The sequence below is a fragment of the Leptolyngbya sp. UWPOB_LEPTO1 genome, from assembly GCF_017302695.1.
Taxonomy (GTDB): domain Bacteria; phylum Cyanobacteriota; class Cyanobacteriia; order Leptolyngbyales; family Leptolyngbyaceae; genus Leptolyngbya; species Leptolyngbya boryana.
Map to the genome: position 1 here is coordinate 12,490 of NZ_JAFLCJ010000007.1, position 13,332 is coordinate 25,821.

15 protein-coding genes are annotated in these 13,332 nt (G+C 47.6%); 7 read left to right on the forward strand and 8 right to left on the reverse strand.

The features are described from left to right. Positions 1–98: 98 nt before the first annotated feature. On the forward strand, positions 99–1,520 hold the full coding sequence (locus tag J0L70_RS12475) for an ammonium transporter (RefSeq protein WP_287454803.1): 1,422 nt from the start codon (positions 99–101) through the stop codon (positions 1,518–1,520). A 149-nt stretch (positions 1,521–1,669) separates the two neighbouring features. Here J0L70_RS12475 and J0L70_RS12480 read toward each other — a convergent pair whose 3' ends face one another. Beyond that, a complete protein-coding gene (locus J0L70_RS12480; protein ID WP_190647656.1) occupies positions 1,670–1,819 on the reverse strand; it encodes a hypothetical protein in 150 nt (49 codons plus the stop codon). Positions 1,820–1,886: 67 nt separating this feature from the next. Continuing rightward, complete coding sequence (gene petN / locus J0L70_RS12485) at positions 1,887–1,976, reverse strand: cytochrome b6-f complex subunit PetN (RefSeq protein ID WP_071596148.1); 90 nt, start codon at positions 1,974–1,976, stop codon at positions 1,887–1,889. An 87-nt stretch (positions 1,977–2,063) separates the two neighbouring features. On the opposite strand from petN, the gene J0L70_RS12490 reads away from it, so the two are divergent. Further along, positions 2,064–2,492: a hypothetical protein gene (locus tag J0L70_RS12490; protein WP_287454805.1), complete on the forward strand. Its 429-nt coding sequence runs from the start codon at positions 2,064–2,066 to the stop codon at positions 2,490–2,492. On the opposite strand, the gene J0L70_RS12495 is transcribed toward J0L70_RS12490, so the two are convergent. Beyond that, complete coding sequence (locus tag J0L70_RS12495; protein ID WP_287454806.1) at positions 2,482–3,150, reverse strand: SDR family oxidoreductase; 669 nt, start codon at positions 3,148–3,150, stop codon at positions 2,482–2,484. The two genes, J0L70_RS12490 and J0L70_RS12495, sit on opposite strands and share 11 nt — an antisense overlap. A 156-nt stretch (positions 3,151–3,306) precedes the next feature. Between J0L70_RS12495 and J0L70_RS12500 the strand changes: the two genes are divergently transcribed. After that, positions 3,307–3,687: a hypothetical protein gene (locus J0L70_RS12500; protein ID WP_287454807.1), complete on the forward strand. Its 381-nt coding sequence runs from the start codon at positions 3,307–3,309 to the stop codon at positions 3,685–3,687. Between the two features lie 88 nt (positions 3,688–3,775). On the opposite strand, the gene J0L70_RS12505 is transcribed toward J0L70_RS12500, so the two are convergent. Beyond that, complete coding sequence (locus tag J0L70_RS12505) at positions 3,776–5,101, reverse strand: PQQ-dependent sugar dehydrogenase (RefSeq protein WP_287454809.1); 1,326 nt, start codon at positions 5,099–5,101, stop codon at positions 3,776–3,778. Between the two features lie 157 nt (positions 5,102–5,258). Further along, entirely contained in the window at positions 5,259–5,738 is a 480-nt protein-coding gene (locus tag J0L70_RS12510) for a hypothetical protein (protein WP_017287137.1), read from the reverse strand. 230 nt (positions 5,739–5,968) lie between these two features. Between J0L70_RS12510 and J0L70_RS12515 the strand changes: the two genes are divergently transcribed. Together J0L70_RS12515 and J0L70_RS12520 are read left to right on the forward strand one after the other, a co-directional pair. Further along, complete coding sequence (locus J0L70_RS12515; protein ID WP_287454810.1) at positions 5,969–7,624, forward strand: ABC1 kinase family protein; 1,656 nt, start codon at positions 5,969–5,971, stop codon at positions 7,622–7,624. A gap of 25 nt (positions 7,625–7,649) precedes the next feature. After that, positions 7,650–8,267 carry a Uma2 family endonuclease gene (locus J0L70_RS12520; protein WP_502711029.1) on the forward strand — a complete coding sequence of 206 codons (618 nt, stop codon included), beginning with the start codon at positions 7,650–7,652 and terminating at the stop codon, positions 8,265–8,267. An 11-nt stretch (positions 8,268–8,278) separates the two neighbouring features. Here the strand turns inward: J0L70_RS12520 and J0L70_RS12525 are convergent, their stop codons facing one another. Both J0L70_RS12525 and J0L70_RS12530 read right to left on the reverse strand, forming a co-directional pair. After that, positions 8,279–8,497, reverse strand: a complete 219-nt coding sequence (locus J0L70_RS12525) for a hypothetical protein (RefSeq protein WP_287454811.1) — start codon at positions 8,495–8,497, stop codon at positions 8,279–8,281. Next, positions 8,494–8,871 carry a GIY-YIG nuclease family protein gene (locus tag J0L70_RS12530; RefSeq protein ID WP_017287142.1) on the reverse strand — a complete coding sequence of 126 codons (378 nt, stop codon included), beginning with the start codon at positions 8,869–8,871 and terminating at the stop codon, positions 8,494–8,496. Before J0L70_RS12530 ends, J0L70_RS12525 begins: the two co-directional genes overlap by 4 nt. A gap of 184 nt (positions 8,872–9,055) precedes the next feature. On the opposite strand from J0L70_RS12530, the gene J0L70_RS12535 reads away from it, so the two are divergent. Together J0L70_RS12535 and J0L70_RS12540 are read left to right on the forward strand one after the other, a co-directional pair. Further along, complete coding sequence (locus J0L70_RS12535; RefSeq protein WP_287454812.1) at positions 9,056–11,497, forward strand: TIR domain-containing protein; 2,442 nt, start codon at positions 9,056–9,058, stop codon at positions 11,495–11,497. Between the two features lie 248 nt (positions 11,498–11,745). After that, positions 11,746–12,564 (forward strand): DUF8623 domain-containing protein, encoded by an 819-nt coding sequence (locus J0L70_RS12540; RefSeq protein ID WP_190647662.1) that lies wholly within the window; start codon positions 11,746–11,748, stop codon positions 12,562–12,564. Here the strand turns inward: J0L70_RS12540 and J0L70_RS12545 are convergent. Further along, on the reverse strand, positions 12,544–13,326 hold the full coding sequence (locus J0L70_RS12545) for an MOSC domain-containing protein (protein WP_287454813.1): 783 nt from the start codon (positions 13,324–13,326) through the stop codon (positions 12,544–12,546). The genes J0L70_RS12540 and J0L70_RS12545 overlap by 21 nt on opposite strands. Between the last annotated feature and the right edge of the window lie 6 nt (positions 13,327–13,332).

Below are 13,332 nucleotides of genomic sequence, written 5' to 3' on the forward strand. Positions count from 1 at the left end.
TCCAATAGCAATCATTTGGATTTCCAATGGTTTCTGTATCTACAGCCTAACGGAAGTCTGAAGATGAGTTGTTTATTGGCGTTGAAGGTTTGAAGCCAGTGTTGAAAAAAATCATGTGGACAGCGCTCACCACGATCGCGCTGTTCAGTATTCCGGTGATGGGTACCGCTCTTGCTGAGCCTGTGACTGCTGAAGCTGCAAAAGCTGCCGCAGATCAGGCAATCGTTCAAGCCGATACGGCATTTATGTTGGTTTCGGCAGCTCTCGTGTTGCTGATGACTCCGGGTTTAGCGTTTTTCTATGGCGGTTTTGTCCGGTCTCGGAACGTTCTCAATACCATGATGATGAGCTTTATCCTCATGGGTATTGTTGGAACCAGTTGGATTCTTTGGGGTTATAGTCTTTCGTTTGCACCTGGAACTCCGTTTATTGGTGGGCTACAGTGGTTGTTCTTGAACGGTGTGGGTCTAGAAACGACAGGATATCTAGCGGGCAGCCAGCCCGATGCGGTTGTTTCCTATGCCGGAACGATCCCGCACCAAACGTTCATGATTTATCAGGCGATGTTTGCCATTATCACGCCTGCTTTGATTTCGGGTGCGATCGTTGAACGGATTAGCTTCAAAGCTTATTTCTGGTTCATTGTGTTGTGGTCTGGAATTTTATATCCGATTTTTGCTCACATGGTTTGGGCGAAAGGGGGATTTTTGGGCTTATATGGTGGCTTGGGCGCATTAGACTTTGCAGGCGGAACCGTCGTTCACATCAGTTCTGGTGTGTCGGCACTGGTTGCAGCTTGGGTCTTAGGTCCGCGCAAAACTTACCCCAATCAGCCTGCTGCACCGCATAACGTTCCTTACATTTTGTTAGGAGCTGGATTGCTGTGGTTTGGGTGGTTTGGCTTTAATGGCGGCAGTGCTTTAGCATCTGGCTCATTAGCGACGGTTGCATTCGTGGCGACGACAACTTCTGCCTCGGCAGCAGGTTTGGTCTGGGTGATTTTGGAATGGATCTTACGTGGCAAACCGACCGCCGTTGGGATTGCAACAGGCGCAGTTGCTGGATTAGTTGGAATTACTCCGGCTGCGGGATTTGTGACTCCCGTGGCAGCTTTGCTGATTGGGGCAATCACTGCAACGGCTTGCTTCTTTGCTGTGAGTTTGAAAGCGAAGCTCCAGTTTGATGATTCGCTGGACACATTCCCAGTGCATGGTGTGGGTGGAACAATTGGTGCGATCTTAACTGGTATTTTTGCGACTAAAGCAGTCAACTCGGCTGGTGCAGATGGGTTGCTGGCAGGGAATGCAACCCAGTTGTTGACGCAGATTGAAGCGGTAGCCATCACTTATGTCTTGGCAGCGCTAGGAACGATCGTGATTCTGAAAGTCCTGAGCGCAGTCTTCGGTGGATTGCGAGTACACCCAGATGCTGAGTTTCAGGGTGTAGATATTCATGAGCATGGTGAAGAAGGCTACGGCGAAGAAATTACGGCAGGGTTCACGATGACTCGGGTTGAATAAGATGCGGTTACAGGGATGATTTACTCAAAAGGCTCTAGGAGTTCAACTCCTAGAGCCTTTGAATATGCCACAGCACCTCGCTTTGCTAGTGTGTAGCTTTTGTCCTCTCTGTCCCCGATTGGGGAGCTTTGAAGTAAATTGAGGTTGTGTTAGCGTCGTTTGCTCGTTGGTTTTTTCTCTTGTTCGCGACGGCGACGATCGCGCCAATCTGCAATGGTGATATAGCCAACGCCACCAGTGATGGCAATGAGAAGACCAAACGCGACAAGCACCAGTGTGTTAAAAACTGTAAATTCCACGATCGGATCTCAAAGTTCTAGATTTTCAGTGCCCGCAGCGTGTTGACCACGGGCTGGAAACTAGGCATTAGAAGCCATTGCGTCCCCAAACGACCATTGCGATCGAGAAGGTAAAAACGGATAAAAGCGCGACCCAACCAAGTGACAAAATATCCATGATAAAAACGGGCGGTACAAAGGATGATAAATCTAATAATAAGGCAAAACGGGCTAGGGACTGGGGAACTGGGATCTAGAGATTGACATGCAACACTTAAAGCTGAGTTGGGAAGAACGAGTCGAGTCGTTGAAGGCAGGATTGCTTTCGGCAGGTTCGGCTGCGTTGATTTTTCCGTTAATTGCGTTATTGAATGATTTTTTGGTCAGTCGTTATCCCAGTGTTTCAATGAATTACTGGATCAGTGGTGCGATCGCGCTGTTTGCAGGGTTCTTATTTGGGGTGACTTACCGCTACATCATTCGTGAAGATGAGAATTCTCACCTCAAATCTGGGGCGGTGCTCGCATTTGGATTGGTGCGAGGGTTGGCGCAAGTGGAAATGGGAATTGCCAATCAAAGTGCAGTCATCCCCATCGTCAGTTATGCAGTCGAAAGTATTTTGCTGTTTGCGATCGCCAGACTGGTGCTCGATTGGGGGATGTCCCTTGGCTGGATTCAGCGATTTAAGGGATAAATTCTACAATTTCACTTGCACTAAACATCTGATTGCGATCGAGCGCCGAGAGAATTTTTTGATTGGCGCGATCGCTGATTAAGCATTTGCACACGAGACCTGCGACATCGGCACGGTGAATTGAGCCAGAGATTTTGGGATCTTCGGTGAGAAATCCGGTTCCGGTTGCAGGTTCGGACTTGAGACCGCCCGGACGCACGATCGTGTAAGTGAGTCCGCTGTCGATTAGATACTGTTCCGCTTTTTCTTTGTCTGCGAGAACCGCTCCTAGCGCTTCGAGAGCACGAGGCGGTAAGGCAACCACACTATCGCCGCACCCGATCGAAGTGACTAAGACGAATTTTTTCACCCCTGCTTTGCGTGCTGCATCAATTAAATTGCGATTGCCTTCATCATCAGCGCGTTTGATATCGCCGGGAAGACCGCCGATCGTGCTAATGACTGCATCGATTCCAGAGAGATCTAACTGTTCTGGAATCATTGCATCGCCCCTGATCGGTTGAATGCCTAAAGCTTCGAGTTCAGTAACAGCAGTATTCGATCGCAATAATGCTTTGACCGTAAAATTCGGCTGTAGGATTCGGGCAATTTCGCGTCCGACTCCTCGACTTGCACCTGCAACGAGAACGGTTTGAAAGGGCGTTAAGCTTTCCAGCATTTTAATTAGCCTTCTAGAGAGATGATTTATGCTTAAGAGTAAGCCTGCATAACCCAAAGTATACGGATACCAGACCTCGCTGAAGTCGAGAAAGCCGTCCCTAAGATTATCAAGAATTCTGTTCAAATAGAGGAAGCATAGACAGAGGAAATCACCGTGAACCAGAATCAACTTTATAACTTACAACTCGGTCTAAATGGATTTGGTCGTATTTTAACGATCGTGGGATTTGCGTTGCTGCTGAGTGCCGTCGGGTTGGGCTGGTTGGTGAAATCGTTTTTCTTTGTACTGGGGCTGTTGATTCTTGCGCCGATTGTCGGGATTTTTGTGTTCCAGTGGTGGGTGAGAAAGAATCTTGTCCAGTCGGCTTGTCCGGTGTGTGGAACCGAGTTGACTGGGTTTAATCAGGCTCAGATGCAATGTTCTAGCTGTGGAGAGCCGTTACTCGTTGAGCATGGAAAGTTTAAGCGCATGACTCCTTCTGGCACGATCGACGTAGACGCGGTTGAAGTTGCGGCGCAGGTCGTTGAAGATTAATCGAGAGAATCGGTTTCAGCTTCGCTCACCCTGCGAAAACTCTAGAATCGAGCATTCAGCGAAGCCGAAACGCATCTTTGTATCTTTTCTACCGCCCTGGTTTTTGAGCGTACTGAACGCGGTAGATTCGGTTATTGGCTTCGTCCGTAAAAATCAGACTGCCATCATTAAGTACGAGTAAGCCGACAGGTCTACCCCAAGTTGTTGGAATGCTGGGATCAAGGAGAAACCCTGTCACAAAATCTTCGTATTGCCCTTGCGATTGCCCTTCATTAAACGGCACGAAGACAATCTTATATCCGGTTCCCTGAGAGCGATTCCAAGACCCTCGGAAGGCGACAAATGCGCCGTTTCGATAGCGATCGGGAAATGTATTGCCCGTATAGAATCGCAATCCTAATGCTGCCGAATGCGCTTCAAATAAAACATCTGGCGTACGAGTTTTCGCAACGAGGTCGGGGCGGGTGCTTTTTCCGTCTTTGACATGGCGCGGGTCGAGGCGATTGGGTGCGAGATAGGCATAGGGCCATCCATAAAATTCGCCTGCTTGTACTTGCGTCAGATAATCTGGCACTAAGCCATCTCCAATTTGATCCCGTTCGTTGACCGTTGCAAAGAGTGCTCCGGTTGCCGGATTGAAATCTAGACCGACGGGATTACGCAGCCCAGAGGCGAAGGTTTGACGATCGCTGCCATCTAAATTCATGACTTGAATTGAGGCACGCGGGAGCGGTTCTTCATCAGCGTTCGATCGCGATCCGATGGAGACATAAAGCTTTTGTCCATCTGGAGAAGTGACCACGTTGCGCGTCCAATGTTGGTTATAGCCTTGTCCAGGTAATTCTGTGATCTTCGTGCCCCGACCTTGAACGCGATCGTTTGCCACAGAAAATCTCAGGACTGAATCAGTATTGCCGACAAAAAACGCATCTTCGGCAAATGCCATTCCAAACGGTAAATTTAGCCCGTTTTCTTCAGTTGCAAAGGTTTTGCGGACTTCTGCAACGCCATCCTTATTGGCATCTCGGAGCAGCAGAATTCGATTGCGACGGGTTTCGGTGACGAGAACATCGCCGTTTGGAGTCAGGGCGAGCCAACGCGGTCGATCAAGTCCTTCCGCAAACACATTGACAGTAAAGCCAACAGGAACCCGTAAGACTGGATTTTCAGGAATTGGAACAACTTCAGGTGGTTTTGAGGCGCTTTGTGTGGCGTTGGGTTGAGGAAGTTGATCGACATCAATTCGGATCGGTTGGGGGTTCAGAATTTCTGTCCGAATTGGAGCACTAGAAGATGAAGCTTGGGCAACTTGGGGTTCTCGATCGCGCTCGACATTCGGATTCGATGAATGACAGGAACTCAAGGCAGCGATCGCAGAAATCATCCAAGCGATCTGAGAAAAACGGTTAGGCATGGGAGCGTCGGGACGTGCAACTTGATTTCTAGAGTACAGACAGAAATCGAATTTAACACCTTCCGGGAGGCTCACTGTGAGAAAGCTCTCATGCTGAACGGATTACTTTTACGGCTTCGAGAACTGCAGCCTGAATACTCTGAGCGAGAGCAAGGAGTTACAACGATCGCCAAGTATCGCGCACAACTTGACGAATCACTTCAAACGGCTGGCTCTCTGGCAGATGCAACTGCTCGGTTGAGAACACGTAGTACACTTCGCCTGCATCGCTCACTTCAAAATTCGCATCATATTCGCGTGCCCAAAGATCTAAATGACGGCGAGCGATTTCCGGTTCGAGGCGGGTGGCTCTGGAAAAATCGAGCAGTGAAATCCTGCCCTGCTTGATCCGCAACAGTTGGAAAAAGCGATCGCGAATGGCATGGCGATGCGCTTTAGAACTGGCATACAGCAAAAGTCCGCCGATCGCGCTGGGTGTCAGCCCAAAAAATACCAGCAGAATCAAAAGAATCGTAAATGCCCAGGTTGGAGGTTGGAACGCCAAAATCGACAGAGAAAGCGCGATCGAGATCACGCCGCCTCCGCAGAGAAATAGGCTTCCAGCAACTTTGCTTGCAACACTCCAAAATCGATTCATGCGCGCCTCCGAAAAAGCTTAAACAGATTGAAGGACGAGGCAACTTCAATCACAGTATTCATAGCCTAACTGTTTTTCTTGCAATCGGGGCTATCGGGTTGCCGATCATTTGATTGACGGATTTCGCCCTCAGTTTTCCCCCGGAAGAGGATGGCTGAACGGTGGAGATCTACGTTAGTTTTAAGTCACTGTTCTGATGCCGTTTTGCATTAACTTTTGGAATTGCTTCTATGTTTTCCAGACTTGTCCAAACCAGTTCGCGCCAAGGTGAAATCTTAGAAGTAGTGCTTCGGAACGGATGGGATTTTATGCGGCGGCTCTTAACTGGAGGAAAAGTTGATGAGCCAAAATTGCCGCCCCCGGCTGTGCTTCGCAATATTTTGGTAGATTTGGGGCCCGTGTATGTGAAGCTGGGGCAACTGCTGAGTACTCGTCCTGATCTCTTGCCTGCTGAATATATTGATGCTCTGTCAACGCTGCAAGCAGAAGTTCCTCCGGTGGATTGGGCAGAAATTGAAGTAGTGCTGCGAAAACAATTTAGTCAGCCCCTTGAAGAAGTTTTTGCTTCAGTGAACTACATGCCTGTTGCAGCGGGTTCGATCGCTCAAACGCATTACGCCGTTCTCAAAGATGGTCGAGCCGTTGCGCTAAAAGTTCAACGTCCAGGACTCTCGGCAGTTGTAGAACAAGATATTGCGCTGATTCGTTTGATGGCGAGACTGGTTGCCCAGACGGATTTTGGACAGTACTACGATATTGTGGCGATCGCTGAAGAATTCGCGGAAGCGCTACGAAACGAACTCGATTTTACTCAAGAAGCTCGATATACCGATCAACTGAGGCAGAATCTGAGCGGGACTCGCTGGTTTGATGCCTCTCAGCTTGTGGTTCCTGAGATTTATTGGGAATATACAACTGATAAACTCGTTGCGATGGAATGGCTAGATGGTGTAGCGGTACTTTCTGCATTTCCGCCCATCAGTGCTGCTGAAGGTGTAGTCGATCTCCAGCGACGAGAAGAAATTTCAACGTTACTCCTCAGAGCGTTCTTCCAGCAAATTTGCTTAGATGGCTTCTTCCACGCTGATCCGCATCCTGGGAATGTGTTCTATCTCAAGGATGGGCGGGTGGCATTGCTCGATTGCGGTATGGTTGGACGACTCGATCCAAGAACACAGCAGTTGATTTTGGAATTGGTACTCGCGATCGTCAATCTGGATGCCCAAAGATGTACTCAACTCGTGCTGCAACTTGCGCCACCGATTCAACCGATCAATCGGGTCAAGCTCGAAACTGAGTTCGATCGGTTACTGCGTCGGTACTACAGTTTGAATATCTCGCAGGTCAACTTTAGTAAGCTCGTTTACGAAGTGCTGCAAATTGTTCGAGACAATAAGGTGCGAGTTCCCGGCAATTTGGGGCTATGTGCGAAAGCGATCGCGAACTTAGAAGGCATTGCTCGATCGCTCGACCCGAATTTCAACATTCCCAATAAAATTCGCCCAATGATGACCGAAGTGTTTCAGCGGCAGATTGTTGGAGAAGCGCCCTTAATTGCCTTGTTGCGAACGGTGTTGGATGTGAAAAATCTGTCGTTGCAGTCGCCGAGACAGGTTGAGTTATTGCTCGATCGTGTCACGTCTGAAACCTTGCAGTGGAATTTTTCGATTCGAGAAGCAGAACCAATGCGACGCACGGTCGATTCTGCTGCGAATCGGGTGTCTTTTAGTATCGTTGTTGGCTCATTGATTATGGGTGCAGCGATTATTTCTGCGAATACGCAGTCGAGTCAAGTCTATTGGGTGAGTGATGTCTTGTTTGCAGCCGCGAGTTTCTTGGGGCTTTGGTTGATTATTAGTATTCTACGATCGGGTCCATTGCGATAAAAAGATTTGAGCTTATATTCAAAGCATGTCCAAAGTTACTGGAAACGACATGATGGCTTCGTTGACGCTTCCTCTCAAAGTTGATATGAGCCAGGTTCACTTTACAGATGAGCAGTTTTATCTGCTCTGTATGAGCAATCCTGACTTAATGATCGAACGAGATGCGAAAGCAGCTTTGATTCTTACGTCTCCAGTTGGCGGTGATAGCGGAAGACGAGAAGCGAGCTATATTGCTGACTTGATCATTTGGAATCGTCAAACTGGACTCGGAGAAGTGTTCAGTTCTTCAACGATGTTTAAGCTGCCAGAAGGGGGCGACCGCTCTCCTGATGCGGCGTGGGTTGAGCGATCGCGCTGGCAAACTCTGACTGCTGAACAGCGTCAGAAATTTCCTCCAATTGCACCTGATTTTGTCTTGGAACTGAGATCGCGAACTGACAGTTTGGAGACATTGCAGGAAAAGATGCAGGAGTATATGACGAGTGGTGTTCAGTTGGGTTTGATGGTGAATCCTCAGAATCAAGAAATTGAAATCTATCGTCAAGGACAACTGAGAGAAGTGCGATCGCTGCCGACGCAATTTTCTGGTGAAGCAGTTTTACCAGGATTTATGTTGCAGATTGATCGATTTGTAGAGGATTGATGCCAAGTCCTTTAAGTCGTTTGCGATCGCTGAGCCAACAAGCAGTCCTCAAAACTAAATGCTTCTTCATCTAGAAAGGACGCGATCGCCATCTCAACAACGGCTTCGATTGGGCAATCTAATTCAGTTGTTTTCTTGATTAGGGCAGCTTTCACATAATCAGGTATATCTTCTAAGATCTGCTGAACCGATTCTGCTGAAAGATGCTGTTTACTTAAGGTCGGATTCATAGCTCTCTTGGAATCATCACGTTATAGGGTGGATTCGTAGCTTGCAGGATGAGCGTCTCTAGCTCATATGATAACCCTGGTCTTTGCCATTGCTGAATGACCTGATAAGCGATCCGCACCTGATCTGGATCATAACGATCGAGCCATCCCCATAGATAGGCTTTGTGTCCTCCTTTCAATCGATCTCTAAGATTCTTTGCTTTGCCGATATACAGCAATCCCTCTGTTTGATGTCTGAAAGCATACAATCCTAGGCGAGAAGGGATATCGTCAAATTCACGACTCAAAGGGATGCAGTTTTCAAAAGGCGTAAAGGCAAGTGTATCGAGAATTAGCTGTGCTTCCTGCTGAATCTCATTGCGATCGCGGGTCATTCTAAAAGTCGTGTGCTGTTGATCTGTAACAGCGCTGATTTTATCTGAGAAGTGATGAATTTTTCGGAAGATGTGCGATCACGTGGTTTTTCCTGAGTTGAACCAAAAGACTTAGGATTGACTAAATTGGGAAGAGAGAGTCGTTTGCCCTTGCTTTCTCGATCGCTTAATGCAGTTCCGACCCATGAAGCTTTTTATCTCCTATGCCCACAAAGATGAGAGCCTGCGCGAAAAGTTCGACACTCACCTCAGCCTCTTGAAACGTCAAGGTGTCATTGAGGCTTGGCACGATCGCGAAATCAAACCGGGAACTGAATGGGCACAAGAAATTGACAGCAATTTGGATAAGGCAGACCTGATCTTACTGCTGGTTAGTTCCGATTTTCTTGCTTCTGATTACTGCTACGAAAGAGAGATGAAGAGAGCGATCGAGCTTCACGATAAAAAAGTGGCTCGCGTAATTCCGATTGTTTTGCGCTCTTGTGATTGGGAATCTGCGCCTTTTGGCAAACTCCAAGGACTTCCAATTGTGACAGGTGGAGGTATTAAGCCTGTTAACAAATGGGAAGACGAAGACGAAGTATGGACGCAAATTGTCAAGAATATCCGAAAAGTCGCTGCGGAGATGAAGCAATGGGTTGAAGAAATTCGAGCGCGCTGTTGCCAAAAGATTCTCTCCCAATACAGCACGATTCAACTTCTGAATCAAACTGAGATTACAGTTGATCAGCTTTATGTGGATGTGTGGTTGCTGAATCGCTCTCCTCGAACGTTTCTGGTTTCAGAAGACAAGATGTTGGAGAAGTTTGATTTGCGGAACGATCGATTAGGATTGGGCGATCGCATTAAGCGCAATGAGGGAATGGCAGTTGCACATGAAAACACTCGATTGCTGATTTTAGGGAAACCGGGGGCAGGGAAAACAACTTTTCTCAAGCATTTGGCGGTGGATTGCAGTAAGGGTAAATTTCAGCCAGACTTAATTCCAGTTTTAATTGAACTACGGCAGATTCAATCTGAGGAATGGAATTTATTAGATGCGATTTCGGAGCAATTAGCGCTAGACCCTCAGCAAACGCAAAAGCTATTAGTGCAAGGGAAACTCCTGGTTTTGATGGATGGACTTGATGAAGTCCCGACCAGTAGCTTTCGACGTAATGTGCAAGATCAGGTGTGTGATCTTGCTCAAGAACCAAAACATGAGGGCAATCGGTTCACGCTAACTTGCCGGACGCAAATTATTGAAACGATCCCGCAAGGCTTTGCTTCCGTAGAGGTCGCAGACTTTAACTCGGAACAGGTCAAGACATTTGTGGAGAATTGGGTTTGTGCGAGTGGGCTGACCGAGAGCGAGATCGCACAGCAGTGGCAAGAATTTTCAGATGCCATAGAAGCGAATCCAGCCTTGAAAGAACTGACCGTAACGCCTGTGCTGTTGAGTTTGATGTGTTGGGTGTTTCAGGATTCAGGAGAATTGCCTACCCAGACGGCTTTGCTCTATGAAAAGGGTATTCGGTTGCTGTTGGAGAAATGGAACGATCGTAAGGAGATTTCTAGATGGGAAGGTGGCAATGAAGTGTATAGGAAACTAGAGCTTGAGCAGAAAGAGCGACTTCTCACCGAAATTGCAGCATGGAAATTTGAGAATCCAGAGAACTTCGTTTTATTTGAGCAGAAAGATTTGGCAATTCAAATTGCTCAAATCCTCAAACTTTCCAATGTACAAGAAGGAGAAGCTGTATTGAGAGCAATCGAGGCACAGCATGGATTACTCGTCGAAAGAGCTGATGAATTATGGTCATTCTCTCATCTCACCTTCCAGGAACACTTCACAGTTCGATGGCTGACTCAACTTTCTTCTGAGCAGCTTGCTCAGAGGATTGCACATTCTAGATGGCAAGAAGTGCTGAAGCAACTTGTCAAGTCTCAACCAGCAGATAGATTGCTCAAATTGATGAAACAGGCAATCGATAATACTCTTGTGCAGGATGACAAAATACAGGAATTTCTGAACTGGGTTCGCGAAAAGACTGAATTGATTGATACATCACATAAACCTGTTGCGATTCGAGCGTTTTACTTTGATCTCGTCTGCGATCCCAATCTCTACCGCACTCTCTACCGCCCCCGTAGCCACACCCTTGCCCGTCTTCTTGATCTTGACCTTGACCTCGATTTTGACCTCAATCTTGACCTTGATCTTGCTCGTGTTCTCGACCTTAACCTTGACTGTGATCTATACCGTGTTCTGGCTCGTGTTCCCAATTCCGAATTAGCGCTTAAGCTTCAACAGCTTAAATCGCAACTACCAGAAGGGTTTTCTACTCAGAACTGTCAAGCGTCAATGTCTTGGTGGCACAGCAATGGGCAGGCTTGGGCTGAAGCATTGCGTCAGGTCACGATCAAGCATCGCAATATCGGGCACAATTGGCAGTTTACTGAAGCGCAGAAACAGGCTCTACGCCGATACTATGATGCAAACAAATTTCTAGTCGAACTACTGAAACATGAGGGCGCTGGCAGTGTGTCAGTGCGTCAAGGAATTGAAGATAATCTGCTGTTACCCATTGCCACGCTTCAAGAACGTTTTCCGGAGATGTATGGAAGGGATGAGATTAGGGAGTAGGGAATAAGAAAGAACTATTTTTGGTTGAGGTTAGGAATCATTGTGTGATCGAATCACGATCTCACTTCATCCCTTGCAACACAGTTCAAATATTCGCGTAGCACCCAGAAAAGCGTAGAAGTTTATCGCACGTTACATATCCACGCATGAGCGCGACCAAAATGATTCTTATCACCCTAGATCCAGATGATTTTCGACATCGCGTGTATAGTGATTAGAAGCTTTTCCATTGCCTTTGAGAGTAATCTATGAGACTTTCTGCCCTATTGCGTCTTCGGTCTTGGCAAATCCTATTTTTTCTCGGATTGAGTTTGACGATCGCCAGCGCTCAACTCAGCGATCGAGCCACGGCTGCCACTCCCGAAACCGCGCCCGCAGAACTCAAACAAGTTTTATCAAAAATTGATGCCGCTGCAAATAGCAGAAATGCACAAGCCGTACTTCAGTTTTATAGCCCAAACTTTACGCATTCCGACGGGCTAAATCGTCAGAGCTTAGAGCAATCTTTGACACAACTTTGGAAGCAGTATTCCAACTTAACGTACAAGACCGAATTGCAGTCTTGGCAACCGAGTAGTAACGGGTTTCAAGCAGAAACGGTCACTCGGATTACTGGAACGCAAGCGCAAAACGGACAGCAAGTGAAACTGGATGCAACCTTGCGATCGCGGCAGCAATTTCAGAATCAAAAAATCGTCAAACAAGAAATTCTGTCTGAGAAAAATCTCATTACAACCGGAGATAAGCCACCTTCCGTCAATATTAATCTGCCTGACCAGGTGCGGGTAGGACAAGAATTTAGCTTTGATGCGATCGTCCAAGAACCCCTCGAAAACGACCTACTGCTAGGTACAGTCGTGCAAGAAGCGGTGAATTCGGCAGGGTATCTGAAGCCTGCAACGGCTGATCTGGATGTGCTGAATTCGGGTGGACTGTTTAAGATTGGCAAAGCCCCGAATCAAGCTGGCGCGCAGTGGATTTCAGCCGTTTTGGTACGGCATGGTGGAATGACAATGGTGACACAACGATTGAATGTCGTTGCCGGATCAACTCGACCCGCAAGATAAGATATCCCCAATTCTTAGAATTTTCCCCGCTTCAGTTGGCGCAATTCTTGTATTGATTGCCATGCGGTAGTAATGAGTAAATCGAGTCTCATCTGCCCAAGCGGGAAATTCTGCTCGGCGCTGAAGCATAAACGTCTTCTGAAACTGAGGATAAGCTTCGCCTGAACGCGCATCCCGAGTGGGAACAATGCAGCGTTGACAGGGATTGATGCCTTGTAGCTCGACCTCCCCGATTTCAAATCGGACAGGCGTTTCATCGGCTGAATACAAGCGCTCTTCCCAAAAAGCGGCGACATCCCCGAGTTCTAAATTGGTGCGGAGTCGCGATCGCATTTCCTCAACTGTGATATCTGCAAACCATGATGCGGCGCGTTCCAATGTAGCTGTGCTGATCAGAGTCGGTCCAGGTGAAACGGGATCATCGGGAAATCCGGTCGTGAGATCTTGTTTCAACGTCACCGCAAAGCCAAAATAATCGCTCAACCAGCCTTCAATCCCCCTGCGACCGTGATCGAGATGGAAACTGACAGGTTGCTCGTTCTGAATCGCAAGCGTGACAATCCGGGCTTTGAGATCAAACGTAGATCGAATCTGATGAATTGCCGCAGTTCGTTTGCCATTCACGATTTTATTGGCACGATCAACGATACAAAATTCTCGATCGTGCTCTAATGCGCCACCGGGCAGAATCTTGGCGTGATCTACAGCGATGCCATCGAGAGATTTGATCGGATAAATCAGGAGATGGGTCAGCTTCGGCATAGGATT